A 23321-nucleotide genomic window follows, 5' to 3' on the forward strand; every position below is an offset into this window, starting at 1 on the left:
ACCCCCACCCCGAACGCCCCGGCCGGCGTCATCGTCGAACACCACCTCCGGCCCGCAGACCACGAAGTCGCGAGATCACCCTCCGCCCAGACGACCCCGACGCCCCCACGTTCGCTCCACAGCCCGCGCGGAGCACGCAATGACCTAACGCGGCCTGCTCCGTGCTGAGTTCGGCAACCGTCTACGGGAGCCCGTTTGACACGTCCGTTGCCACGCGATTGGCTGATCTCGCCAGCTCCTTCGGAGCAAGGCCCGGTGACCCGGTGGCCGTAATGTTCACCCAGACGACCCTGTAGTCCTTCCATAGGACGACTCCGAGAGTGCCATTCGGCTGGTGATACCAGCAAGTCTCTGAAGCCACCGAATCGAGCTTTTGGCATTCTTTTCCGGATGTGAATGCGGTGTAGCTGGTCCTGGCCTGAAGAAACTGGTCGCCCTGCGTCTGCCGTTTCAATTGCGCGACGACATGAACGGCGATTTCGCCCTGCTTTCGGGACTTGTCCACGAAGCCGCGGTTCTCCCAGGTGCACTCGGGGGTGGCGCTGTTCCTCGCGCCGTCCCCTTTCTTCCCGATGGAGGCCCCGACAAGGTAATCGGCAAGTGACGGGCTGATCAGTGCACAGGGGTCAGGAACCGTGACCTTGGTGTCTGTGAGAGCCGCTGGAGACTCATCCTTCCCGGAATCAGAGCATGCGCTTGCCATCGACATGACAACAGGAATCGCACATATCAATGCAAGGCCCGGCCTGCCGCCGAGGCGAGTGTCGTCAACAACCCGTAGATCACCCGGAGAGCCGATCCCGTCGAACGCCCGGAGGTTCCTGCCCCACGCCTTCACCGCATGACGGAGCGCCGATCGGACGACCTCAACCTCTTTCATACGAGCGTCCCGTCCTTGTCGCCAGAGGTTCGAGCGGCATCCAATACCCCCTGTGTCACCAATGCTGACGAGGAATGTCAATTGCATGGAAAAGATAGCGGAAGCCCGATGGGGTCGTCTACCGTTCCTCGTTCCGCATCTACCGGTCCAAGATCTTTGCTTTGGACCGGATGGCCTTCGCGTCGTGGTCGGAGGACGAGAAGGACGCGGTGAACGCGTGGTGCGATGTGACGCTGCGGACGGACCACCAGATCGCCTCGGGGAGGGTCCCCGGGGGTGTTGGTTGGGGTCCTTGGGCCCTAGAGGGGGTGGGGGCGGTGTCCATAGCTTCTTGGCATCAGGAAGTCCGGTAACGCGGAATTCTCTGCCTCAGAAAGGGCGATCATGCGCAAGCTCGTACCCCTGTCGGTCGCGGCCGCGGTGGGAATCGGCAGTCTGGCCGCCGTCCCGTTCGCGACCTCTTCCTCCCATGGTTCGGCGGCCGCGCCCGTCAAGGCCGCGTCTCCGTACTGCGAGCCGGTCAATAAGGCGAAGGTGACATCGAAGTCCACGACCAAGAAGATCAGCGAGCGGGACGTCATCTACAACAGGACGCGTGATGTGATCACGCGGCAGGTGCATTTCGAGAAGACCGAGTCCACGACCTGGAAGGTCTCCGGCGGGGTGGAGGCCACGTTCAAGGCGCTGATCTTCTCCGAGATCAAGGCGCATGTGAACGCGGGAGTCGACAAGACGTACACGGTCAGGAAGGGCTACGCCGACACCGTCAAGGTGCGCAAGGGCTACAAGATGACCGCGACGCGGGGCTGGCGGCTGCAGCAGGCGTCGGGGTACGTCTACCACGTCTACAGCAACTGCAAGACGCAGACGAAGGGCGGCTTCAACTTCAAGGCGCCGTACACCGAGTACGTGGAGTACAAGGCCGCGAAGCTCTGAATTTCTTCGCGGGTCCGGCCGGTTCCCTTCGGGGGCCGGCCGGTTCGGCGTGTGGGTCAGGGGGCGGTGTCGAGGGTTTCGGGGGCGAGGATGCGGTCGAGGACCATGGCGGCGCAGCCGGTGAGGCCGGCGGACTCGCCGAGGCGGCTTGGCTCGATGCGCAGGGTGCGGGTGGCGAGGACGGTCGAGCGCTGGTAGACGGCCTCGCGGAGGCCGGCGATGAGCGGTTCGTCCGCGCCGATGAGGTCGCCGCCGAGGACGACGACGGCGGGGTTGAGCAGGTTGACGGCGGTGGCGACGACCTCGCCGATGCGGCGGCCGGCGTCGCGGAGGAGGGCGACGGTGGCGGCGTCGCCGGAGCGGGCGAGGGCGGCGAGGCCGGGCAGGTCGGCCGCGGGGGAGCGGGCGAGGAGCGCGGTGCCGCCCGCGACGGCCTCGACGCAGTCGAGGTTGCCGCAGCGGCAGGGGTGGCCGCCGCCGTCCGGGACGGGGACGTGCCCGATCTCGCCGGCCGCGCCGAGCGCGCCGCGCTGGATGCGGCCGCCGGCGATCAGGCCGGCCCCGATGCCGGTGGAGATCTTGACGAACAGCAGGTCGCGGACGCCGGGATGGGCCTGGTGCTCGCCGAGGGCGGCGGCGTTGACCTCGTTGTCGAGGAACACGGGGACGCCGAACCGCTCGGAGACCGGGGGGACGACCTCCACCCCGTTCCAGCGCGCGGCGACGTGCTCGACTCGGCGCTGCAGGCGAGGGACTACCTCGTGAGCTGCGGCGTCCCCGGCGCGCTGGCCGCGAAGGACCCCCGGCTGTGGGGCAGGCGCGCGGTCGACCACAGCCGGCTCGGCTGGCTCGACCTGCCGTTCGCCTCCCGCGGCCTGCTGAACCAGGTGGACGGCCTGGTCGCCGAGGCGCGCTACTCGGGCCTCGACCACATCGTGCTGATCGGCGTCGGAGCCGAGAGCCTCGCCGCGCAGGCGATCGTGGAGGCGCACGCGCCCGCCCTCGCCGGGCGGCAGGACGGGGGGACCGCCGGGGAGCTGACCGTCCTGGACGGCAGCGACACGGCCGCGCTGGCGTTCGCGCTGGAGCGGCTCGACCGGACGCTGGTCGTGCTGTCGAGCAAGGCGGGCGTGTCCCTGGAGGGCGACGCCTACCGCAGGATCTTCGCGGGGGCGTTCCGCGAGCGCGGCCTGTCCGAGCGGGAGATCGCGGGGCGGTTCCTGGTCGTCACCGACCACGGGAGCCCGCTGCACGACTTCGCGCGGCAGTGCGGCTACCGGATCGGGCTGACCGACCCGTACCTGCCGGGGCACTTCGGCGCGCTGTCGGCGTACGGGCTGGTGCCCGCGGTGCTGGCGGGCGCGGACGCCGACCGGCTGCTGGAGGAGGCGGCGTCGCTGGTGCCGTCGCTGTCCAAGGATGAGGACAACCCGGGCCTGCTGCTCGGCGCGATCCTCGGCGGGTGCGCCCAGCAGGGCCCGGGCGGCATCGCCCGCGACAAGGTGGTGCTGAGCGAGGCGGCCGGGACGGGGGCGCTGAGCGCCTGGATCTCGCAGCTGCTGGCGGTCGGCACCGGCAAGCGGGGCCGCGGCATCCTGGCGTTCGAGCCGCCCGGCGTCCGGGGCGACTTTCCCGACGTGCACGGCGTGGCGCTGAACCCGCGGTCGGCGGCGACGGAGGACGCCGACACCTCGGTGTGGGCGCCGCTCGGCGCGCAGTTCCTGCTGTGGGAGTACGCGGCGGCGGTGTCGGGCTGGCTGCTCGGCGTCAACCCGTTCGAGGCGGGCAGCACCGTCGTGCAGGAGGCGGAGGACGACGCGGCGACTCTGCTGCGCACGGCGGGGACCGGTCCACTGGCCGCCGATCCGCCCGTGTACGTGGAGGACGACATCGAGGTGCACGCCGACTTCCCGTGGCCGCCCGGCGCCGACCTGTTCACGGTGCTCGGCGGCCTGGCCGGGGCCGTGCCCGAGGGCGGTTACCTGTCGGTGGTGACGTACCTGTCCGGTGACTTCTCCGGCCGCTACCTCGCGCCGTCGTTCGCGCGCGCGTCGGGACGGCCCGTGGTGTACGGGCCGGGTCCGGCCTACCCGCACGCCACCGGTCCCATCCACAAGGACGGTCCGGGCAACGGCGCGTTCCTCGTCATCACCGGCGAGCCCACCCCGGGTGACGCGCTCGCCGCGCACCCCATCCCGGGCCGTCCCTATGGCCTGGCCAAGCTCCGGTTGGCGCGCGCGCTCGGTGAGGTCCGGGCGCTGCGTAACCGCGGGCTGCCCGTCCTGCGGCTGCACCTGCGCAACCCGGTGGAGGGTGCGGGCCGGCTCACCGAGGCCGTGCGAGCGGTGGCGGGAGCGGGACGCAGACCGTGACCGGCTTCACGGCGGTCGTCTCGGGGGAGACGGCCATCACCGCCCGGGGCGCGCTCCGGGAGGCGGCCGAACGCGTGCTGGGCCGCCTCTGGATCGACCAGGTGCCCGTGCGGCTCGCGTCCGAGGACGCGCAGCTGTGGCCCGCGTCGGCCTCCGCCGAGGCCGAGGGCCGGGCGCTGTGCTGGCCGGGGCAGCCGGGGTCGGCGCGCGCGATCCTGGATCGTGCCGACGGGCTGCGCGCGCAGGCCCGCGAGGACGGGCTCACGGAGGTGGCGCTGCTCGGGGGCGGGGCCCCGGCGCGCGCCGCGGACGCGATCGTCCGCCATTCGCTGGCCGTCGAGGCCGCCGCGACCGCCGAGGCCGAAAAGTCCGAGGAGGCCGCCAGGGCCCGCGCGGTCCCGGCCCACGGGCCGGTGCTGTCGGCCACCGGCTTCCGGCCGTCCGGCGGACCGTGGGCGACCGGTTCGCCGCTGACCGTCCTGGACGGGCTGGAGCCGGGCCCGCTGCTGCGGCTAGGCGACGACCCGGAGCGGCTGGGCCGGACGCTGGTCGTGGTGGCGGGCGACGACCCCGGCACCGACACGCTGCGCCGCGTCCTGCACGGGATGCTGCTCGCGCTGGACCTGTCCCCCGACGAGATCGCGCGGCGGTTCGTCACGGTGGCGGCGCCCGGCGGGCCCGCCGCCGAGGTCGCGGCGGAGGCCGGGCACGCGGTGATCGAGGCTCCGGCGGCCACCGCGTTCGGCGCCCTGTCCCCCTACGCGCTGGTGCCCGCGGCCCTCGCCGGCGTCGACATAGCGACCCTGCTGGACGAGGCCGCGACCGTCCTGCCCTCGCTCACCCGGCCGGAGAACAATCCCGGGCTCGTGCTGGGCGCGATCCTCGGCGGGGCCGTGCGCGCCGGGCGGGGGACGGCCGTGCTGGGCGGCTACTCCGCCGCGTTCCCCGGGCTCGCCGCGTGGATCGCGCTGCTGCTCCGCGAGGCCGTCCACGGGCGGCTCCTGCCGGTCGTCCAGGGCGGCGGCCTGCCCATCGTGCCCGCCGACGACCTGTTCCTGGTGACGCTGGACGGCCGTCCGCACCAGGACGACGCCACCGTCTCCGGTCCCCTGGCCGCCCAACTCGTCCTGTGGGAGTACGCCGCCGCCGTGGCCGCCTACCTGCTGGACCTGGACCCGCTCGCGCCGCCGGACCGCGCGGCTCCGCCGTCCCTGGACGAGCCGGCGGGCGCGCCGCTGCTCGTGGTCGGCGACCCGGGCCGCGCCGTCGAGGTGCACACCACCGACCAGGCCCTCGCCGACGCCCTCGCCAAGCCCGGCGCCGACGCCGACGCCGCGTCCGATCCCGGACCCGGGACCGGAACCGGACCCGGGCCCGGCCCGGGGAAGGCGGACGGGCTCGCGCCGGTCCTCGACGCGCTGGCGGCCCGGGTGGGCGCCGACGAGCACCTCGCGATCGTCGCCTACCTCGATCCGGACGAGGCGCGCGGGCAGGGCGCGCAGGTCGGACGGCTGGCCGCGCTGCTCGCCGCCCGCTGTGCCCGCCCTGTAACCGTCAGTTGGGGGTCTCGTTACCCCGCGTTCGGGAATGATCTTCGGGAGAAGGGCGTATACCTGATGGTGACCGGTAACGTCGTCCGCGACGTGCCGGTCCCGGACCGGCACCACCGGCTGGGCGCGCTGCAGCTGGCGGGGGCCCTCGGCGAGGCCCGCGCCGCCTGCGGGGAAGGCCGTCCGGTGGTCCGGCTGCATCTGCGGAACCGCTGGGCGGGACTCGCCCGGCTGCTCGACTCCGCCCGAGGAGGGGCATGAGCGCGCCGTCGGCGGCGACACCTACTTCCGCGTTGTCATGGGACACCGCGTGGCCATGGGACACGGAGTCAACACAGGATGCGTGGGCATAGCAGGATGCGCAGTAAGGGCAGTAAGGAAGGCAGCGTGCCAGAAGCAGCAGTGCGAGAAGAGGGGGCCGCCACGTGACCACCACAGCCAATCCGCTCCGCGACCCGCGGGACAAGCGCCTGCCGCGGGTGGCCGGGCCGTGCGTGCTCGTGCTGTTCGGCGTCACCGGCGACCTGTCGCGCAAGAAGCTCCTGCCCGCCATCTACGACCTGGCGAACCGGGGCCTGCTGCCGCCCGGCTTCTCCCTGGTCGGCTTCGCGCGGCGCGACTGGGAGAACGAGGACTTCCGCCAGATCGCCTACGAGTCGGTCAAGGCCCACGCGCGGACCCCGTTCCGCGAGGACGTGTGGACGCACCTGTCCGAGGGCATGCACTTCGTCCCCGGCGAGTTCAGCGATCCCGGCGCCTTCGACGCGCTGGCGATGGCGGTCAAGGAGCTGGACGACAGCCGCGGTACGGGCGGCAACTACGCGTTCTACCTGTCGATCCCCCCGAAGTTCTTCCCGCAGGTCGTCGAGCAGCTCCAGCGCAGCGGGCTGGCCGAGCGCAGCGATGGGGAGTGGCGGCGGGTCGTCATCGAGAAGCCGTTCGGCCACGACCTGGCGAGCGCCAAGGAGCTCAACGACACCGTCCACCGCGTGTTCCCCGAGGAGTCGATCTTCCGGATCGACCACTACCTCGGCAAGGAGACGGTGCAGAACATCCTGGCGCTGCGCTTCGCCAACGCGATGTACGAGCCGATCTGGAACCGCTCGTACGTCGACCACGTGCAGATCACGATGGCCGAGGACATCGGCATCGGCGGCCGGGCCGGCTACTACGACGGCATCGGCGCGGCCCGCGACGTCATCCAGAACCACCTGCTGCAGCTGCTGGCGCTGACGGCGATGGAGGAGCCGACGTCGTTCAGCGCCGAGGCCGTCCGCGCGGAGAAGGCGAAGATCCTGTCGTCGGTGCGGGTGCCCGGCGACCTGGAGCTGTCCACCGCGCGCGGCCAGTACGCCGCGGGCTGGCAGGGCGGCGTGAGCGTGCAGGGCTACCTGGATGAGGACGGCATCCCCGCCGACTCCCGCACCGAGACCTACTCCGCGATCAAGCTGGAGATCGACAACCGCCGCTGGGCGGGGGTGCCGTTCTACCTGCGCACCGGCAAGCGCCTCAGCCGCCGGGTGACGGAGGTGGCGATGGTGTTCCAGCAGGCGCCGCACCTGCCGTTCTCGCACACCGACACCGAGGAGCTCGGGCAGAACGCCCTGGTGATGCGGGTGCAGCCGGACGAGGGCATCACGGTGCGGTTCGGCTCGAAGGTGCCCGGCACCTCGATGGAGATCCGCGACGTCAACATGGACTTCGCCTACGGCGAGTCGTTCACCGAGGCTTCGCCGGAGGCGTACGAGCGGCTGCTGCTGGACGTGCTGATCGGCGATCCGCCGCTGTTCCCCCGGCAGGAGGAGGTCGAGCTGTCCTGGAAGATCCTCGACCCGATCACCTCGTACTGGGCGGGCAAGGGCAGCCTCGACCAGTACAAGTCCGGCGGTTACGGGCCCGACAGCGCCGATGAGCTGATGGCGCGCGACGGACGCTCTTGGAGGCGGCTCTGATGAACATCGACCTCGCCGGCACCACGACCCGCCGGATCCAGGAGGCGCTGACCCAGGCCCGGCACCTGATGGGCGGCCCGGCCGTCGGCATGGTGCTGACCCTCATCATCGTGACCGACGAGTCGGCGCAGTACGACGCGGTCCGCGCGGCCACCGAGGCGGCGCGAGAGCATCCGTGCCGGGTGCTGACCGTCATCTCCCGCGATCCGCGCGGCAGCTCCTCGCGGCTGGACGCCGAGATCCGCATGGGCGAGACCGGCCCGGGCGAGACGGTGCTGCTGCGCATGTACGGGCCGCTGGCCGAGCACGCCGACTCGGTGGTCGTGCCGCTGCTGATGCCCGACACCCCCGTGGTGACGTGGTGGCCGGGCGGCAAGGTGCCCAAGGTGCCCGCCAAGGACCCGCTGGGGCGGCTCGCGCAGCGCCGCGTCACCGACTCCTACGCGGCCCGCGACCGGCTCGGCACGCTCGCCCAGCTCGCCGAGGGCTACCGTCCGGGCGACACCGACTTCACCTGGACGCGGCTCACGTCGTGGCGGTCGCTGCTGGCCGCCGCGCTCGACCAGGACCACGACGAGATCGTGTCGGGCGAGGTCGTCGCCGAGCCCGACAGCCCGAGCGCGGAGCTGCTGGCGGCGTGGCTGTCGATCCGGCTCGGCGTCGCGGTCGACCGGACGGTCTCCGAGGGGCCCGGCATCACCGGGGTGCGGCTCGTCACGACGGGCGGCGACATCGTGGTGGACCGGCCCGACGGGCGGGTCGCGACGCTGTGCCGTCCCGGCCAGCCGGACCGGCAGGTGGCGCTGATGCGGCGCCCGATGGCCGAGCTGCTGGCCGAGGAGCTGCGCCGCCTGGACCCGGACGAGGTGTACCAGGAGGCGGCGTCCCGGTTCGCCAAGGACCTGGCGGGCGGCACGACCGACGAGGGCCTGGCGAACGAGCCCGTGTCGGCCACCGCCGACGCGGCGAGGACGGAGGCGGCCGGCGACGAGGCCGCGCGGGCGGGCCGTCCCGCGGCGCCGGAGTCGTCCGCCGCGAAGTCGTCCGGCGCGGAGGCCGCCACCCAGGCCGCCGCCGAAGCGGCGGCGGAGGCCGCCGCGAAGTCGTCGGCGAAGGCGGCGGCGCACAAGCCGACCGCGAAGAAGCCGCCGCGGGGCAAGCCGGCGGGGGACGCGTGACGCCCCCCGCGGTCCTGGTCCACCGCGACCAGGACCTGCTCGCCAAGGCCGCCGCGGCCCGGCTGGTGACCCGGATCGTGGACGTCCAGGCCGCGCGCGGCTCGGCGTCGATCGTGCTGACCGGCGGCGGCGCCGGCACGGCGGTGCTCGCCGCGCTGGCCGCCACCGGCGCGCGCGACGCCGTCGACTGGCGGAACCTGGACATCTGGTGGGGGGACGAGCGGTTCCTGCCGTCGGGCGACCCGGAGCGCAACGAGACGGGCGCCCGCGAGGCGCTGCTCGACCACGTGCCCCTCGACCCGGCGCGCGTGCACCCGATGCCGCCGTCCGACGGCCCGGACGGCGACGACCCGGAGAGCGCCGCCGGGCGGTACGCCGCCGAGCTGCGCGCCGCCGCCCGTCCCGAGGACCACGGCCCGGTGCCGTCGTTCGACGTGCTGATGCTGGGCGTCGGGCCGGACGCGCACGTCGCGTCGCTGTTCCCCGAGATGCCCGCGCTGTACGACGAGCGCCCGGTGGTGGCGGTGCGGGGCGCGCCCAAGCCGCCGCCGACCCGGATCTCGCTGACGCTGCCGTCCCTGCACGCCGCGCGCGAGGTGTGGGTGCTGGCGGCCGGCGCGTCGAAGGCGAAGGCCGTCCGGCTCGGGCTGTCGGAGGCGGGCCCGGTGCAGGTTCCCGTCGCGGGCGCGCGCGGACGGCAGCGGACCCTCTTCCTGCTGGACCGCGCCGCCGCGTCCGAGCTGCCTCCCGGCATCGAGCGGATCGCCTCGCCCTGACACACCGCCTCACCCTGACGCGTCGCCGGTGCCGCGCGGTGTGACCGATCACACCGCGCGGCGCGCGAGGCCGCGCCGCGCGGCGCCCCCGGCCTGCGAAGACGGACCGGGATCCCGATCTTCGGCATTTCCTGCGCCGAACCGTGCATACCCTTGAGCGAGGAAGTCCGCCGAGCGATGAGGAGTTCCGTGGTGCGCAGGAGTCGGCCGGTGACGGCGAGTGCGGCGATCATCGGGGCGGTGGCCATCGCGGCCGCCGGATGCTCGTCCGGGGGCGGGGACGGCAAGGGCTCCGGCGGCGCCAAGGAGGGCGACGCCGCGAAGCTGGCCATCTCGCCCTCGACCGGCACCAAGCGGGTCGCGCCCGAGCAGCCGGTCACCGTCACGGCCGACAAGGGCAAGCTGACGGGCGTCACCCTCACCTACGGCAAGAACCTCAAGGCCGAGGGCAGGCTCGCCGCGGACGGCAAGTCCTGGAAGTCGGCGCGCAACCTGCGCCCCGCCACGACGTACACGGTGAACGCGCAGGGCACCGGCGACGGCGGCAAGCAGGTCACCGCGACCTCCACGTTCACCACGCTGACCCCGGCCAAGAAGCTGGAGGCCGGCATGTCGCCGCTGGAGGGCGAGACCGTCGGCGTGGGGATGCCGGTGCAGCTGCTGCTGTCGCGCCCGGTGGCCACCAAGGCGGGCAAGGTCGCGGTGGAACGCGCGCTCGACGTGCGCATGTCCAAGCCGGTCGAGGGCGCCTGGTACTGGATCAGCGACAAGGAGGTCGACTTCCGGCCCCGCGACTACTGGCCGTCCGGCGAGAAGGTGAAGGTCGTCGCGCGCCTGGCGGGCCTCAAGGCGGGCGAGGGGATGTACGGCATGAAGGACCGCACCCTGACCTTCAGCGTCGGCCCCCGGCACATCACCACGATCGACGCCAAGCAGCACCGCGCGACGGTGACCGACGGCGGCTCCACCGTCCGGACGATGAAGGTCAGCCTCGGCAAGCCCGGCCACGACAGCTACAGCGGCACCATGATCGCCCAGGAGAAGACGCCCCACATGGTCATGGACTCGGCCACCACCGGCGAACCCGGCGAGTACCGGACCCCGACGAACTGGAACGTCCGGATGACCTACAGCGGGACGTTCGTGCACTCGGCCCCCTGGTCGACCGACTCGCAGGGCAACGCCAACGTCAGCCACGGATGCGTGAACGCCCCGCCCGGCGACGCCAAATGGTTCTACAACTTCACCAACCGGGGCGACGTCATCAAGGTGACCGGCACGACGCGGACGCTGCAGTTCGGCAACGGCCCGACGCCGTGGGCCAAGTCCTGGGACGAGTGGCTGAAGGGCAGCGCGGTCGGCTCTCCCGTCACCGGCGGCCCGCTCGGCTGAGCGGACCGCCAGGCGAAGAGCAACGCCCGGCGGCGGGCCGGACTAACCGCGCGAGCGATTCCTATTGCGGATCCAGAGCCCCACGCCAAGACCGCCGAGTGCGCCGACCGCACCACAGCCGGCCACCACGAAGGTAAGACGCCCGGCCTCGTCCGCGCCGAGCGCTCGCTCCAGAGCGGCCGTCACGGCGAGCATGATGGACGATCCAATGGCCATCACCGCGGCCATGCGGATGCCTCTCCTGGCGTTCTGGTCTTCGACGTCGTGGGCCACCGGCCGTCCAATCCCTCATTCTCGATGTCCGGCAAAACACGAGGCTCATATCTACCCGCTAGTAATATTTCACTCTACCGCTTACCCACCCCATTGTCAATCAATCAACGGCTTTCGCAGCAATTGACATGCCGGCGCCTGATCGACATGCGGCACATTTGATCACCGTTGATAACGTCGACGCCCGGGCGTCGAGCACGAGTAGGTGATAGATGACCGTAACTGGAAGTTGCCCCACTCGTTACTGATCCACCCATAGCCTTCCAGAATGGGGTTAAAGACTTGGTTCGCAGGCCAGTCAGAAGGAACGCGGATAGCCATCATCGGCGGCACCTTCACTATTCTGGCCGGGGTGCTCGCCGCTGTGGTCGCCGGCATTTTCGCCATCATCAGCGCCAACTCCTCCGACAAGGATGCGAGCAAGGACAAGGACCCCAAGCCCAGCCGGTCAGCGGCACGGCCGACGTCTTCGCCCACAGCTCCTGCCGCCACGAGCACGTGCGCGAAGAAGCTCCGAGTACTGTCCCCCAAGAACGGGGCCAAGATCGTCGGACCAGAGGGCGTGTCAATCGTCGGCGAAGCGTGCGGGCTGCAAAACGAGTACGGTTGGGTGTTCGATCGCGATTATGACAGCGGCTACCTCTACTTTGCGTATGCCGAGAAACCGGCTCCCGCCGTCTCGAAGAACGGGCGCTGGGGAGTGCGGAACCAGCCGATGGGCAACGAAGGGGACAACGAGACTCCCTATACCATCACCGTGGTGCTCGCGTCCGAAGGGTGCAACCGAGTTCTATTGGCGTTGAAATCAGACCACGGCGACTACAGGATTCGAGAACTTCCCGGCGGCTGTGAAGAGGCCGACAGGATCGACGTGACCGTTACGTGGAAGGAGAGCCTGCCGTAGTGCGCGGTTCTCCGTCGACTATGTACTCCCGTGAGGGCGTTCGGGGGCGCAGGTGAGGTCGCGGGCGGGGAGCGTGCCGGTGGCCAGGTAGCCGTTGACGCGCTCGTTCACGCACGTGTTCGGGTATCCGCTCTGGTAGGGCGCGTGGACGTCCGCGGGCAGCGTGATCATGCGCGAGCCGCCGAGCAGGCGGTGGAGCCCCTGGCTGCCGGCGTAGTCGGTGCGGGTGTCACCGGTCGCGGCCACCATCAGCGCGGGAAGCGCCCCGCCGATCTCGGTCGGCTTCTCGGCGGGCTGGACGGGCCAGAACGCGCACGGGTTGATGTTGTAGGTGACCCCCGCGAAGAAGGGGCTGTCCTTGCGGTGCCGCTGGACGTCGCGCCAGTACACCTCCGGATCGCGCGGCGCCGCCACGTCCCCGCACAGGATCGCGCTCTGGCCGCTGCCGTAGCGCGATTCCGCGCCCGTCAGGAGAAACGTCAGCTCCTCGTCCAGGTCCTTGGTGGGCTCGGCGGATCCGTCCACGGCGGCCTTCCTGAGCACCTGGACGGACGCGGCGAGGCCGGCCCGCGGCTCGTCCTCGTCGGAGTCGAGACGGTTGAACAGCACCACCGGCACCAACCCGTCGTCGACGCGGTGCCGGCCGACCTTGAGCGGCTCGCGGGCCGACGCCCGGATCACGCCGCGGACGGTGGCCAGCACCTCCTCGCGCGTGTCCCCGAGGCCGTAGGCGGCGTTCCGCTTCGCCGCCCACGCGGCCCAGCCCGCGAGCGCGTGCTCGTTGGCGGACTCGGTGCCCATCAGCAGGCGGGGGTTCCAGCGCGCCGGGTCCACCGAGCTGTCGAGGACGGTGCGGTCCAGGCGCCCGGGGAACATCGCCGCGTAGACGCCGCCGAGGTAGGTGCCGTACGACCCGCCGTTGTAGGAGATCTTCCGCTCGCCGAGCGCGCCGCGGACGATGTCCATGTCGCGGGCGATGTTGCGGGTGCTGATGTGGGGCAGCAGGCCGGCGTTCGTCCGCGCGCACCGTCCGGCCAGGTCCTTGGCGAACGCCACCGCGCGGACGAACGAGCGGCGGGACTCCCCCGCCGACTTGATCCAGGTGCCGCTGGGCCAGTCGCAGTCGACGGGCGCGCTGCGCCCGAGCGAGCGCGGGTCCAGCCCGATCAGGTCGTAGCGGGGCCCGGCCTTGCCCATCAGCGCCCGCATGAAGGGCGGCATGTCGATGGCCGGGCCGGGCCCGCCGCCGTTGAGGATCATCGTGCCGATCCGGTGCGCCCGGTCGGCGGCGGCCAGCCGCGAGATCGCGATGGTGATCGTGCGGCCGTCCGGCCGGGCGTAGTCGAGCGGGACGGTCACGTCCGCGCACCGGGCGCCCGCCTCGTCCAGCTCGCGGCCGACCTGGTCGTCCGGGCCGAGCGTGCAGTCCTTCCAGGTCGGCTGCTGCCCGTAGAAGCGTCCGAGGCCCCCGCCCGCGGACGGCGCCTTCGCGTGGGCGGGCGCGGGAACGAGCGCGGCCCCCGTCACCGCGGCCCCGGCCGCGGCCACCGCGACGGCCCGCCGGACACCCGCGCGCCGCTTGGGTTCAGTGGTCGTCATGTCCTCCGACGCTAGGCGGCGGACGGCCCCGGCGCATTGCGGCGGCCACCCCGGACGGGGCTCGGGCCAGCGGCACGCCGGAGACTGGTGCAGACCCCATGTACGGACCCGGTGCCGACCAAAGTCGGGCCCTCCCCCGACCTGCGCCTGCTGCCGGTCCTGGGCGGGCTCGGTAGCGTTGACCGGGTGACTCTCCGGCGATCATGGCGCGACTGGTCCGGCGACGCGGCCGTCACGGCCGCGGCCGTCGCGTTCGGCCTGGTCATGCTCCAGGCGTCGCGGAGCGACTTCCCCGACGGCGAGGAGATCAACGTCTACCGGGACGTCGCGATCGGCACGGTCTCCTGGGTTCTCCTGCTGCTGTACCGCCGCCGGTACCCGGCGCAGATCGCGGTAGCGGCGATGCTCGGGCAGGTGACCGCCGCCACGATGCTCGGCACCGCCGCCCTCGCGGTGTTCTCCGTCGCGGTGCACCGGCCGTGGCGGACCTCGGCGCTGGTCGCGGCCGCGAACATGCTCGTGCTGCTCGGCGTGTTCTGGATCGCGCCGCTGTCGGACCAGGACTTCCGCGAGGGGCTCCTGGTGTTCGGGCTGATCTACGCGGTGCTGGTCACCGCGGGCATGCTCGTCCGGTCGCGGCGGCAGCTCATCGCGTCCCTGAAGGAGCGGGCCCGCGCGGCGGAGGCCGAGCAGCGGCTGCGCGTCGAGGAGGCGCGGCTGCTGGAGCGCGAGCGGCTCGCCCGGGAGATGCACGACGTGCTCGCGCACCGCATCTCGCTGCTGGCGGTGCACGCGGGCGCGCTGGAGTTCCGCCCGGACGCGCCCGCCGACCAGCGGGAGGCCGCCGGGATCATCCGGCAGAGCGCGTACGAGGCGATGGAGGACCTGCGGGAGGTGATCGGCGTGCTGCGGGACGACTCGCCCGGCACCGATCCCGAGCGTCCCCAGCCGACGCTCCCGGACGTGGCCGGGCTGGTCGAGGAGTCCCGGCGGGCCGGGGCGCACATCACGCTGGACGACCGCGTCCCCGCGTCCCCGGCGGTCCCGGCGCGGGTGGGGCGGCACGCGTACCGGATCGTCCAGGAGGGGCTGACGAACGCGCGCAAGCACGCGCCCGGCGCGCACGTCCGCGTCACCCTGGACGTGCGGGACGGGACGGCGCTGACCATCGAGATCGTCAACGCGCTGCCGCCCGGCCCGCCGCCGCGTCCGCTGCCGGGTGCCGGGGCGGGGCTCGTCGGCCTCGGCGAGCGCGTGTCGGTGCTCGGCGGCGGCCTGGAGCACGGCCGGACCGCCGACGGGCTGTTCCGCCTGCGCGCCGACCTGCCCCTTCCCTCCTGATCGGCGCATGCTCCCGGGGCAGGGGGGCATGGGGAGACCATGGAGTCGTCCATGCAGCCCGCCCTGGAAGAGCTGGACCGCGCGGAGTGCCTGCGCCTGATCGCCCCGGGCGGTGTCGGGAGGGTCGCCTTCGACGACGGCGAGGGCCCCGCGGTGGTCCCGGTCAACTACGCCGTCGACGGGGAGTCGGTGCTGTTCCGGACGTCGGTGTCGGGGAGGCTGAACCGCAGCCTGCTGACCGCCGTGACGGGCGGGCAGGTCAGGGCCGCGTTCGAGGTCGACAGCATCGACACGGCGACGCGGTCGGGGTGGAGCGTGCTGCTGCGCGGCGGCGCCCACCGGCTGTCGGACGAGGAGCGCGACAAGGCGGTCCGCGTCGACCCCTGGCCGGGCGGCGACCGCGACGCGTGGTTCCGGCTGACGGCCTCGGACGTCAGCGGCCGCCGGCTGAGCCCGCCGTGACGATGATCCGGGGGCGGCCCGGCCCGTAGAGTGACGGGATGGACTCACCGCCCATCCGCGTGCTCATCGTGGACGACGACGCCCTGGTCCGCGCCGGCTTGTCGATGATGCTGGCGGGCGCCGACGACCTCCAGGTGGTGGGGGACGTCGCCGACGGCGCCGAGGTCGTGCCCGCGGTCAACGAGCACCGGCCCGACGTCGTGCTGATGGACATCCGGATGCCGCGGCTGGACGGCCTGGCGGCGACCGAGCGGCTCCGCGCCCGCCGCGAGCCCCCCGAGATCATCATCCTGACCACGTTCGACACCGACGACCACATCCTGCGCGCGATGCGGGCCGGGGCGAGCGGCTTCCTGCTCAAGCACACCCCGCCGCCGGAGATCGTCCGGGCGATCCGGCAGGTCGCGGCGGGCGAGCCGATGGTCTCGCCCGCGGTGATGCGCAAGATGATGACCTACGTGGCCGGGTCCGGCGTCGACCCGCGCCGCGACCGCGCCCGCGAGTTGCTGGCGCGGCTCAGCGAGGGCGAGCGGGCGGTCGCCGCGCTCGTCGGGCAGGGCAAGACCAACGGCGAGATCGGCCGTGAACTGTCGCTCAGCGTCGCGACCGTGAAGGCGTACGTGTCGCGGTTGCTGACCAAGCTGGAGCTGAACAACCGGGTCCAGATCGCGCTGCTCGTCCACGACGCGGCCATCGCCGACCCCGCCGACCGCGGCTAGCCGGTCGGCTAGCGGTCGGCTCGGGCGGGATCGACTTCGGTCGCGGCGGCGTGGACCATCGGCCGCTGCGCCGCCGCCCCTCCGGCGGCGACGCTGGAGGCATGATCAGTGTTGAACGCCTGACCAAGCGGTACGGGGACGTCCCGGCGGTGGAGGACGTCTCGTTCCACTGCGCGCCCGGCACCGTCACCGGGTTCCTCGGCCCGAACGGTGCCGGCAAGTCCACGACCATGCGGATGATCTGCGGGCTCACCCGCGCGTCGTCGGGGTCGGCGACCGTCAAGGGCGTCCCGTACGGCCGGATCGCCAACCCGGGCCGGCACGTGGGGGTGCTGCTGGACGCCGCCGCCCAGCACTCCGGCCGCACCGGCCGCGAGACCCTCGCGCTGACCGCGCAGATCACCGGGATCGGGCAGGACCGGGTCGGGAGGATGCTCGACCTGGTCGGCCTGGCGGGCAAGCCGGCGCGGCGGCGGGTCGGGGGCTACTCGCTCGGCATGCGGCAGCGGCTCGGCATCGCGCAGGCGCTGATCGGCGACCCGAGCGTCCTCATCCTGGACGAGCCCGCGAACGGCCTGGACCCGGAGGGCATCTTCTGGATGCGGGGGCTGCTGCGCGACTTCGCCGACCGGGGCGGCACCGTCCTGCTCTCCTCCCACCTGCTGCGCGAGGTCGAGGCGGTCGCGGACCGCTTCGTCGTCATCGCGGGCGGCCGGATCGCCGCGCAGGGCTCCAAGGAGGACCTGCTCGCCGCGCCCGGCGGCACGCTCGCGCGCGGCCTGGACCGCTCCGCGCTGGACGCCGCGCTCGCGGCGGCGGGCCTGCGGTTCCAGTCCAAGCCCGACGGCTCCTTCCTCGTGGACGCCCCGGCCGAGGCGGTCGGGCGCGCGGCCGCCGCCGCGGGCGCGGTGCTGCTGGAGCTCGGCCAGGCCGGCGGGGGCGGCCTGGAGGAGCTCTTCCTGAACCTCACCACCGGGGCGCGCCCCGAGCCCGCCCGCGAAGGAGTCCTCCAGTGACCGCCATAGCCACCGTGACCGCCCTGTCCGAGCCCGCCCGTCCGCCCCTGTCGCGGCTCACCGCCGTCGAGCTGCGCAAGATGGTCGACACGCGCGCGGGACGGCTGCTGCTGGTCCTCATCGTGCTGACGGCCGTGGCGCTGATGCCGGTCTTCCTGTTCGCGGCGCCCAAGGAGGAGCAGTCCCTCGCGGACATGTTCAGCGTGTCCCAGGTCGGGGTGGCCCTGCTGATCCCCGTGCTCGGGATCCTGTCGGTGACGAGCGAGTGGTCGCAGCGGACGGCGCTGGCCACGTTCACCCTCGTCCCCGGACGGAGCCGGGTGCTGGTCGCCAAGCTCCTGGGCGGCATATGCCTGGCGGCGGTGTTCGTGGCGGCCGGGCTGGTCGTGTCGGTGCTGGGACGCGCCGCCGGCGGCCTGCTCGGACGCTCCGGCGGCTCCTGGTCGCTGCCGCCCTCCCTCGTCGGCACGACGCTGCTGGCCGCGGTGGTCCTGGTGGCGATGGGCGTGGCGTTCGGGATGCTGTTCATGAACCCGCCGCTCGCCATCGTCCTGTACTTCCTGCTGCCCACGCTCTGGACGACGCTGGGCGAGATGGTCCACAGGCTCAAGGGCCCGGCCGGCTGGCTCGACACCAACCGGACCCTTGAGTCGCTGTCGAACCAGGGGGTCACCGCGAACGAATGGGCGCGGATCGCGACCTCGCTCTCGGTGTGGCTGCTGATCCCGCTCGTCCTGGGCGCCGTGCGGCTGGCCCGCAGAGAGGTGAAGTAGTCACTCGCGCAGCGCCAGCGGGACGTTCCTCAGCAGCAGCGCCGCGACCAGGCCCACGCCCAGAAGCGGCAGGCTGATGAGGAACAGGTCGGAGAACGCCGCCGCGAACGCCTCGGCGACACCGTCCTGGACCGGCCCGGGGAGCGTGTGCAGCACCTCGGGCCGGACGGCGTCCTCGAACGCGGGGACCTGCCCGTCAAGGACGCGCCCGTCGGCCTCCTCAGCGAACCGGCCGGACACGATGCCGCCGAACACCGCCATCCCGGCCGCGGTCCCGAGCATCCGCGTCGCGAACACGCCGGAGCCGGCGGCCCCCAGATCCGCGCGCGGCGCCGCGTTCTGCGCGATCAGCATCACGACCTGCTGCGACAGCCCGGCTCCGAAGCCGAGCACCGCCATGTAGAGGCCCGCCGCGACCGGCCCGGTGCGGGTGTCCATCGTCGCCAGCAGCGCCACGCCCAGCGCGCTGACCGCCATGCTCGCCGCGGGCAGCCGGTGGTAGCGCCCCGTACGGGCGATGTACCGTCCCGCGCCCATCGAGGCGGCCACCAGCCCGGCCATCATGGGCAGGAGCAGCAGGCCCGACCGCGTCGCCCCTGCTCCCCCGACGACCTGGAAGAACATCGGCAGGTACGTGGCGAGGCCGAATCCGGTGGCGCCGCCCACGGCCGCGACGACGCACGCCACGCTGAACGAACGGTCGCGGAACAGCCTCGGCGGGATCACCGGCTCGGCGGCGCGGCGCTCCGCGAGGATCCACACCGTGAACAGGGCGAGCGCTCCGGCGGCCAGGCCCAGGACCGCCGGCGAGCCCCAGGCGTAGCGCGTCCCGGCCCAGCTCGTGAGCAGGGTGAAACAGGTGACGGCGGCGCCGAGCAGAACGATGCCTGGGTAGTCGATGCGCGGCCTGCGGTCCGGCTTGGGCAGGCGCAGGAACAGCAGCACCGTCGCGAGCGCGACCGCCCCGAGCGGCAGGTTGACGTAGAACACCCACCGCCAGGACGCGTGGTCGGTGAGGAACCCGCCGATCAGCGGCCCGGCGACGCTGGACACCGCGAACGTCAGCGCGGAGTAGCCCTGGTACCTCGCCCGCTCGCGCGGCTCGAACAGGTCGCCCGTGACCGCGAACATCGCGCTCAGCAGGCAGCCCGCCCCGGCGCCCTGGACGCCTCGGAAGGCGATGAGCCAGCCCATCGACTGCGCCGCGCCGCACGCGGCCGAGCCCGCGAGGAACCCCGCGAGGCCGATCAGCAGGATCGGCCGCCGCCCGAACAGGTCCCCCAGCCGTCCCGACAGCGGGACCGCGACGCTCGTGGCCAGCACGTACGCCGTGGAGACCCAGGCGAGCCCGTCCGGGCCGCCGAGGTCCCCCACGATCGTCGGCAGGGCGGTGCCGAGCACCGTGGCGTCCAGGGACGACATGAGCCCGGCGAGCATCAGCCCTCCGAACACCGCGAGCCGATGCCGGTGGCTCATCACCGGCGTCTCCATCACCATGGGCGCTCCTCATATAGATGCGTCTAGCAGTTAAATGCTAAACGCATGCATATGAGCCGCGCAACAGGGTGCCGCTAGACTGGGCGGCATGAGCGAGGAGGCAGTGGAGGCCGTCGAGCGGAGCATGGTCAGGCTGCGGCGGGGCATGTCGCGCCAGCGGCTGGGCAAGGCCGCGATCCGAGAGCACAACCTGCCGGTGGACGTGCAGGTCCTGCACGTGGTGGACGTCATCGACGAGGGCCCGGACGACGCGGGCCAGGAGATGAGCGTCGGCCTGGTCGCCGCCCGCCTCGGCGTCGACGCCTCTCGCGGCAGCCGCATCGTCGCCGAGGCCGTCAAGCTCGGCTACGTCCGCCGCGTCGCGTCCCAGGAGGACGGCCGCCGGATCCACCTGGAGCTCACCGACGCGGGCCGGAGGGTCGTCGACGCCACCCGCCGCACCCGCCACGAGCACTTCGCCAAGGCCATGGGCGGCTGGACCGACGCCGAGCGCGCCGAGTTCGCCCGGCTCCTCGCCCGCTTCGTCCACACCTACGAAGGCTGACGCGCGGTCACCCGCCGCAGGACGAGCAGGCCGCCCACCCCGGGGACGGCGGAGCGCCATCGCGCGCCCGGCGCGGCGGCGGCCGGGCCGGTCAGGGTGAGCACGATGATCGCGAGGTAGGCGGTGCCGTGCAGCGGACCGAGCAGCGACGAGACCGCTTGCACGTGCACGGTGACCAGGTTGACCAGCAGGGCGGCGAGGGAGAGCGCCTCGACGGCGGCCGCGATCCGCAGCGCGCGCACGGGGTCACGCCCCCGTCGTGGAGCCGGGGCGGACGATCATCAGCACCACGACGATCGCCCAGAGCAGGTTGAAGACCCCGGTGACGGCGCCCAGCCGGGCCGCCGCCCGCCGGAGCCCGGCCGCGTCCGGGGGCGGCGCGAGCAGGCGGCGCTGGCCGGGCAGGATGGCCAGCGCGAGGACGGCCGCGGCGATCGCCGTCAGCACGATCGACGCGATGAGCCAGGCGTCGGTGAGGACGCCGAGCCGGGCACCCGTCGCGAACCCGAACGCCGGGACGGCGACACCGACGACGGTGTAGCCGCGGCAGATCCGGTGCAGGAACACGGCCGTCTCACCTCCTCCCGGTGTCCCTTCCGAAGGCCGGGCGTAGCGGGGGAACAGCGAGGCGGCCACGGCGATCGGCCCGACCGCCAGGATCGCCGCCAGGACGTGCACGGACAGCAGCAGCTTGGTCACTGCGGGAACCTCCCGAAAGCAGATGTGTTGCCTGCCAATAGGTACCACGCCTACGCCCGTCTTGAGTAGGCTGGGTACCCATGAGGGCAGACGCGGTGCGCGGACACCTGGACGGCCTGCTGCTGGCCGTCCTCGAATCCGGCCCGCTGCACGGCTACGCGATCATCGCCGCGGTCCAGGACCGCAGCGGCGGGGCGCTGGAGCTGCGCACGGGCACGATCTATCCGGCCCTGAACCGGCTGGAGCGGCTCGGCCTGCTGCGGAGCAGCTGGCAGTCGTCGGGCGAGCGGCGGCGCAGGTGCTACGAGCTCACCGACGCCGGCCGCCGCGGCCTGGCCACCGAGCGGACGGCCTGGCAGGAGTTCACGACGGCCATCGGCTCCGTCCTGGACCCCGCCGTGTCGCCCCGGCCCGCCACATGAGCGCCGTCGGCCAGGACGCCGACCCGATCGAGGACTACGTCACCGCCCTCGAAGCGGCGCTGCACGGCCCGTCCCGCGACAAGGCCCGGCTGGTCGAGGAGATCCGCGGCGGCCTCTGCGACACGGTCGCGGCGCACACCGGCGACGGGACGCCCTACCGGCACGCCGCCCGCCGGGCCGTGCGCGAGTTCGGGACCGCCGACGAGCTCGTCCCGGGGTGCCAGCGGGAGCTGACGATCGCCCAGGCCCGCCACACCGCGCGGACGGCGGCCCTCACCGTCCCGTTCCTGATCGCCTGCTGGTTCCTCGTCCGGACCGCCGGACCGGACCCGTACTGGCCGCTGCGGCTGCTGGCCGTCCACCTGGCCGGGGTCGCCGCCGCGGCCGGGCTGCTCGCCGCCGCCACCCTGGCCGCGACCGGGTCGCCGGGCCGCCGCCTGCCGACGCCGCGCCGGCTGCCCCTCGCGGTCGCCTGGGCGGGCACCACCGCGAGCCTGGCCATGGCCGTCGCGAGCGTCGCCCTCGTCACCGCCTCCGCCCTGGCCGGGGACTGGACGCCGATGGTGCTCGCGGGCGCCCTCACCGCCGCGTCCCACGGCATGGTGGCGGCCTCCGCCCGCGCCTGCCGCCGCTGCGCGCGGCTGCCCTCCGCCACGCCTTAAATGAACTGACAACCCGGCGGGCGGCGGCGCAGACTGGGGCCCTCGGCGCGCCCGGTGCCGTCCGGTCCACGGGGATCCCATGATCGACGCCGATACCGTCACGCGCTACGGCCTTCCCGGCCACCTCAGGTCGGTGCCCGACGAGATCGACGCCCGCGACCTGCGCGTCACGGGCGCCCTGCCCCCCGAGCTGGACGGGCGGTACATCCGCAACGGCCCCAACGTCCTGCCGGGCGAGGCCGCGGGCCACCTCCAGACCGGGCCCGGCATGCTGCACGGCGTGCGGCTGCGCGGCGGGCGCGCCGAGTGGTACCGCAACCGCTGGGTGCGGACGGGCCGGTTCCACGGCCGGCCGTTCGTCGGGCCCGGCGGCAGGCTCGACCTGACCGCCCCGTCGGCCAACACCCACGTGATGCGGCACGCCGACCGCATCCTCGCGCTCGTCGAGGTCGGCTTCCCGCACCAGGTCACCCCCGACCTGGAGACGGTCGGCGCCTGCGACTTCGGCGGCCGGCTGACCACGGCCATGACCGCGCACCCCAAGTGCGACCCGTCCACCGGCGACCTTCACTTCTTCGGCTACGGCATGCGCCCGCCGTACCTGACCTACCACCGGCTCGACGCCGCCGGGGACCTCGTCCACAGCCGGGAGATCCACGTGCCCGCGGGCACGATGATGCACGACTTCGCCATCACCGCGCACCACGTCGTCTGGCTCGACCTGCCGATGACCTTCCAGCTCCAGCTCGTCGACAAGGGCATGCCCTACGGGTGGGACGACGCCTACGGCGCCAGGCTCGGCGTCATGCGCCACGACCGCCCGGACGCGCCCGTCCAATGGTTCGACATCGAGCCGTGCTTCGTCTTCCACGTCGCCAACGCGCACGAGGACCCCAGCGGCCGGATCGTCCTGGACGCCGTCCGGTACACCAGGGAGGAGTTCACCTCCTTGTGGGGCCTGCTGTCGCGCATGGTCTCCCCGCCCGACGCGTCCGCGCCCGCCGTCGGCCGCGCCCACCTCCACCGCTGGACGCTCGACCCGGCCACCGGCGCCGCGGCCGAGACCCCGCTCGACGACCGCGCGGTGGAGTTCCCCACGGTGAACGACGACCTGGTCGGCCGCCCGTCCCGCCACACCTACACCGTCACCGGCACCGAGCCCCTCAGCAAGGACACGTGCGCGATCGTCAAGTACGACGCCGCGGGCGCCACCACGGCCTACGACCTCGGCCCCGACACGGTGGTCGGCGAGGCGGTCTTCGCGCCCGCCGCGGACGCCCGGGCCGAGGACGACGGCTGGCTCATGGCCATCGCCACCACCCGCGACGGCTCGGCCTCCCGGCTCCTGGTCCTGGACGCCACCGACCTCCCCGC

General features: G+C 73.0%; 22 protein-coding genes and 2 pseudogenes. 17 read left to right on the forward strand and 7 right to left on the reverse strand.

Annotated features, from left to right (window positions below; all coding sequences use genetic code 11):
• Positions 1-181: 181 nt before the first annotated feature.
• Positions 182-880 carry a hypothetical protein gene (locus E1298_RS24600; protein WP_131897175.1) on the reverse strand — a complete coding sequence of 233 codons (699 nt, stop codon included), beginning with the start codon at positions 878-880 and terminating at the stop codon, positions 182-184.
• A gap of 384 nt (positions 881-1264) precedes the next feature.
• Between E1298_RS24600 and E1298_RS24605 the strand changes: the two genes are divergently transcribed.
• Positions 1265-1816 (forward strand): hypothetical protein, encoded by a 552-nt coding sequence (locus E1298_RS24605; protein WP_131897177.1) that lies wholly within the window; start codon positions 1265-1267, stop codon positions 1814-1816.
• A 56-nt stretch (positions 1817-1872) separates the two neighbouring features.
• Here E1298_RS24605 and E1298_RS24610 read toward each other — a convergent pair.
• Positions 1873-2532 (reverse strand): annotated as a pseudogene (locus E1298_RS24610) (ROK family protein); the annotation flags it as partial.
• A gap of 9 nt (positions 2533-2541) precedes the next feature.
• Between E1298_RS24610 and E1298_RS24615 the strand changes: the two are divergent.
• The 6 genes and pseudogenes from E1298_RS24615 (at position 2542) to E1298_RS24640 (ending at position 11036) form a co-directional block, all read left to right on the forward strand.
• Positions 2542-4188, forward strand: coding sequence for a phosphoheptose isomerase (locus E1298_RS24615; protein ID WP_243725775.1), 1647 nt, complete (start codon positions 2542-2544; stop codon positions 4186-4188).
• Positions 4185-5999, forward strand: coding sequence for a hypothetical protein (locus E1298_RS24620; protein WP_131897181.1), 1815 nt, complete (start codon positions 4185-4187; stop codon positions 5997-5999). The genes E1298_RS24615 and E1298_RS24620 overlap by 4 nt, the downstream gene beginning before the upstream one ends.
• A gap of 164 nt (positions 6000-6163) precedes the next feature.
• Entirely contained in the window at positions 6164-7690 is a 1527-nt protein-coding gene (zwf, locus tag E1298_RS24625) for a glucose-6-phosphate dehydrogenase (protein WP_131897183.1), read from the forward strand.
• Positions 7690-8601: pseudogene (opcA, locus tag E1298_RS24630) on the forward strand (glucose-6-phosphate dehydrogenase assembly protein OpcA); the annotation flags it as partial. The gene zwf and the pseudogene opcA, both read left to right, overlap by 1 nt.
• Before the next feature lie 263 nt (positions 8602-8864).
• A complete protein-coding gene (pgl, locus tag E1298_RS24635; protein WP_131897187.1) occupies positions 8865-9644 on the forward strand; it encodes a 6-phosphogluconolactonase in 780 nt (259 codons plus the stop codon).
• A 210-nt stretch (positions 9645-9854) separates the two neighbouring features.
• Positions 9855-11036 carry a L,D-transpeptidase gene (locus tag E1298_RS24640; protein ID WP_243725776.1) on the forward strand — a complete coding sequence of 394 codons (1182 nt, stop codon included), beginning with the start codon at positions 9855-9857 and terminating at the stop codon, positions 11034-11036.
• A 42-nt stretch (positions 11037-11078) separates the two neighbouring features.
• Here the strand turns inward: E1298_RS24640 and E1298_RS24645 are convergent, their stop codons facing one another.
• Positions 11079-11309 carry a hypothetical protein gene (locus E1298_RS24645; protein ID WP_131897191.1) on the reverse strand — a complete coding sequence of 77 codons (231 nt, stop codon included), beginning with the start codon at positions 11307-11309 and terminating at the stop codon, positions 11079-11081.
• A 268-nt stretch (positions 11310-11577) separates the two neighbouring features.
• Here E1298_RS24645 and E1298_RS24650 point away from each other — a divergent pair, with 268 nt between their 5' ends.
• On the forward strand, positions 11578-12213 hold the full coding sequence (locus E1298_RS24650) for a hypothetical protein (RefSeq protein ID WP_131897193.1): 636 nt from the start codon (positions 11578-11580) through the stop codon (positions 12211-12213).
• A gap of 18 nt (positions 12214-12231) precedes the next feature.
• On the opposite strand, the gene E1298_RS24655 is transcribed toward E1298_RS24650, so the two are convergent.
• Positions 12232-13812 carry an alpha/beta hydrolase gene (locus tag E1298_RS24655; RefSeq protein ID WP_131897195.1) on the reverse strand — a complete coding sequence of 527 codons (1581 nt, stop codon included), beginning with the start codon at positions 13810-13812 and terminating at the stop codon, positions 12232-12234.
• Between the two features lie 111 nt (positions 13813-13923).
• Between E1298_RS24655 and E1298_RS24660 the strand changes: the two genes are divergently transcribed.
• The 5 genes from E1298_RS24660 (at position 13924) to E1298_RS24680 (ending at position 18123) form a co-directional block, all read left to right on the forward strand.
• The gene (locus tag E1298_RS24660; RefSeq protein ID WP_131897197.1) at positions 13924-15153 is read left to right on the forward strand and encodes a sensor histidine kinase; all 1230 of its coding nucleotides are present in this window, start codon (positions 13924-13926) and stop codon (positions 15151-15153) included.
• Positions 15154-15204: 51 nt separating this feature from the next.
• The gene (locus E1298_RS24665; RefSeq protein WP_243725777.1) at positions 15205-15615 is read left to right on the forward strand and encodes a pyridoxamine 5'-phosphate oxidase family protein; all 411 of its coding nucleotides are present in this window, start codon (positions 15205-15207) and stop codon (positions 15613-15615) included.
• Positions 15616-15653: 38 nt separating this feature from the next.
• Positions 15654-16334, forward strand: a complete 681-nt coding sequence (locus E1298_RS24670; protein ID WP_131897201.1) for a response regulator transcription factor — start codon at positions 15654-15656, stop codon at positions 16332-16334.
• Between the two features lie 101 nt (positions 16335-16435).
• On the forward strand, positions 16436-17350 hold the full coding sequence (locus E1298_RS24675) for an ABC transporter ATP-binding protein (protein WP_131897203.1): 915 nt from the start codon (positions 16436-16438) through the stop codon (positions 17348-17350).
• Positions 17347-18123 (forward strand): ABC-2 transporter permease, encoded by a 777-nt coding sequence (locus tag E1298_RS24680; RefSeq protein WP_131897205.1) that lies wholly within the window; start codon positions 17347-17349, stop codon positions 18121-18123. Before E1298_RS24675 ends, E1298_RS24680 begins: the two co-directional genes overlap by 4 nt.
• On the opposite strand, the gene E1298_RS24685 is transcribed toward E1298_RS24680, so the two are convergent.
• A complete protein-coding gene (locus E1298_RS24685) occupies positions 18124-19620 on the reverse strand; it encodes an MDR family MFS transporter (RefSeq protein ID WP_131897207.1) in 1497 nt (498 codons plus the stop codon).
• Positions 19621-19708: 88 nt separating this feature from the next.
• Here E1298_RS24685 and E1298_RS24690 point away from each other — a divergent pair, with 88 nt between their 5' ends.
• The gene (locus E1298_RS24690; protein ID WP_131897209.1) at positions 19709-20164 is read left to right on the forward strand and encodes a MarR family winged helix-turn-helix transcriptional regulator; all 456 of its coding nucleotides are present in this window, start codon (positions 19709-19711) and stop codon (positions 20162-20164) included.
• Here E1298_RS24690 and E1298_RS24695 read toward each other — a convergent pair.
• Positions 20152-20406 carry a DUF3817 domain-containing protein gene (locus E1298_RS24695; protein ID WP_131897211.1) on the reverse strand — a complete coding sequence of 85 codons (255 nt, stop codon included), beginning with the start codon at positions 20404-20406 and terminating at the stop codon, positions 20152-20154. The genes E1298_RS24690 and E1298_RS24695 overlap by 13 nt on opposite strands.
• Before the next feature lie 4 nt (positions 20407-20410).
• Positions 20411-20863 carry a hypothetical protein gene (locus tag E1298_RS24700; protein WP_131897213.1) on the reverse strand — a complete coding sequence of 151 codons (453 nt, stop codon included), beginning with the start codon at positions 20861-20863 and terminating at the stop codon, positions 20411-20413.
• A gap of 80 nt (positions 20864-20943) precedes the next feature.
• On the opposite strand from E1298_RS24700, the gene E1298_RS24705 reads away from it, so the two are divergent.
• From E1298_RS24705 to E1298_RS24715, 3 genes are all read left to right on the forward strand, one after another.
• Complete coding sequence (locus tag E1298_RS24705) at positions 20944-21285, forward strand: PadR family transcriptional regulator (protein ID WP_131897215.1); 342 nt, start codon at positions 20944-20946, stop codon at positions 21283-21285.
• A complete protein-coding gene (locus E1298_RS24710; protein ID WP_131897217.1) occupies positions 21282-21947 on the forward strand; it encodes a permease prefix domain 1-containing protein in 666 nt (221 codons plus the stop codon). The genes E1298_RS24705 and E1298_RS24710 overlap by 4 nt, the downstream gene beginning before the upstream one ends.
• Before the next feature lie 79 nt (positions 21948-22026).
• Positions 22027-23321: carotenoid oxygenase family protein (locus tag E1298_RS24715; protein ID WP_131897219.1), on the forward strand; the 1295-nt coding region annotated here is incomplete at its 3' end.

This window comes from Actinomadura rubrisoli, assembly GCF_004349215.1.
GTDB classification, from domain to species: domain Bacteria; phylum Actinomycetota; class Actinomycetes; order Streptosporangiales; family Streptosporangiaceae; genus Spirillospora; species Spirillospora rubrisoli.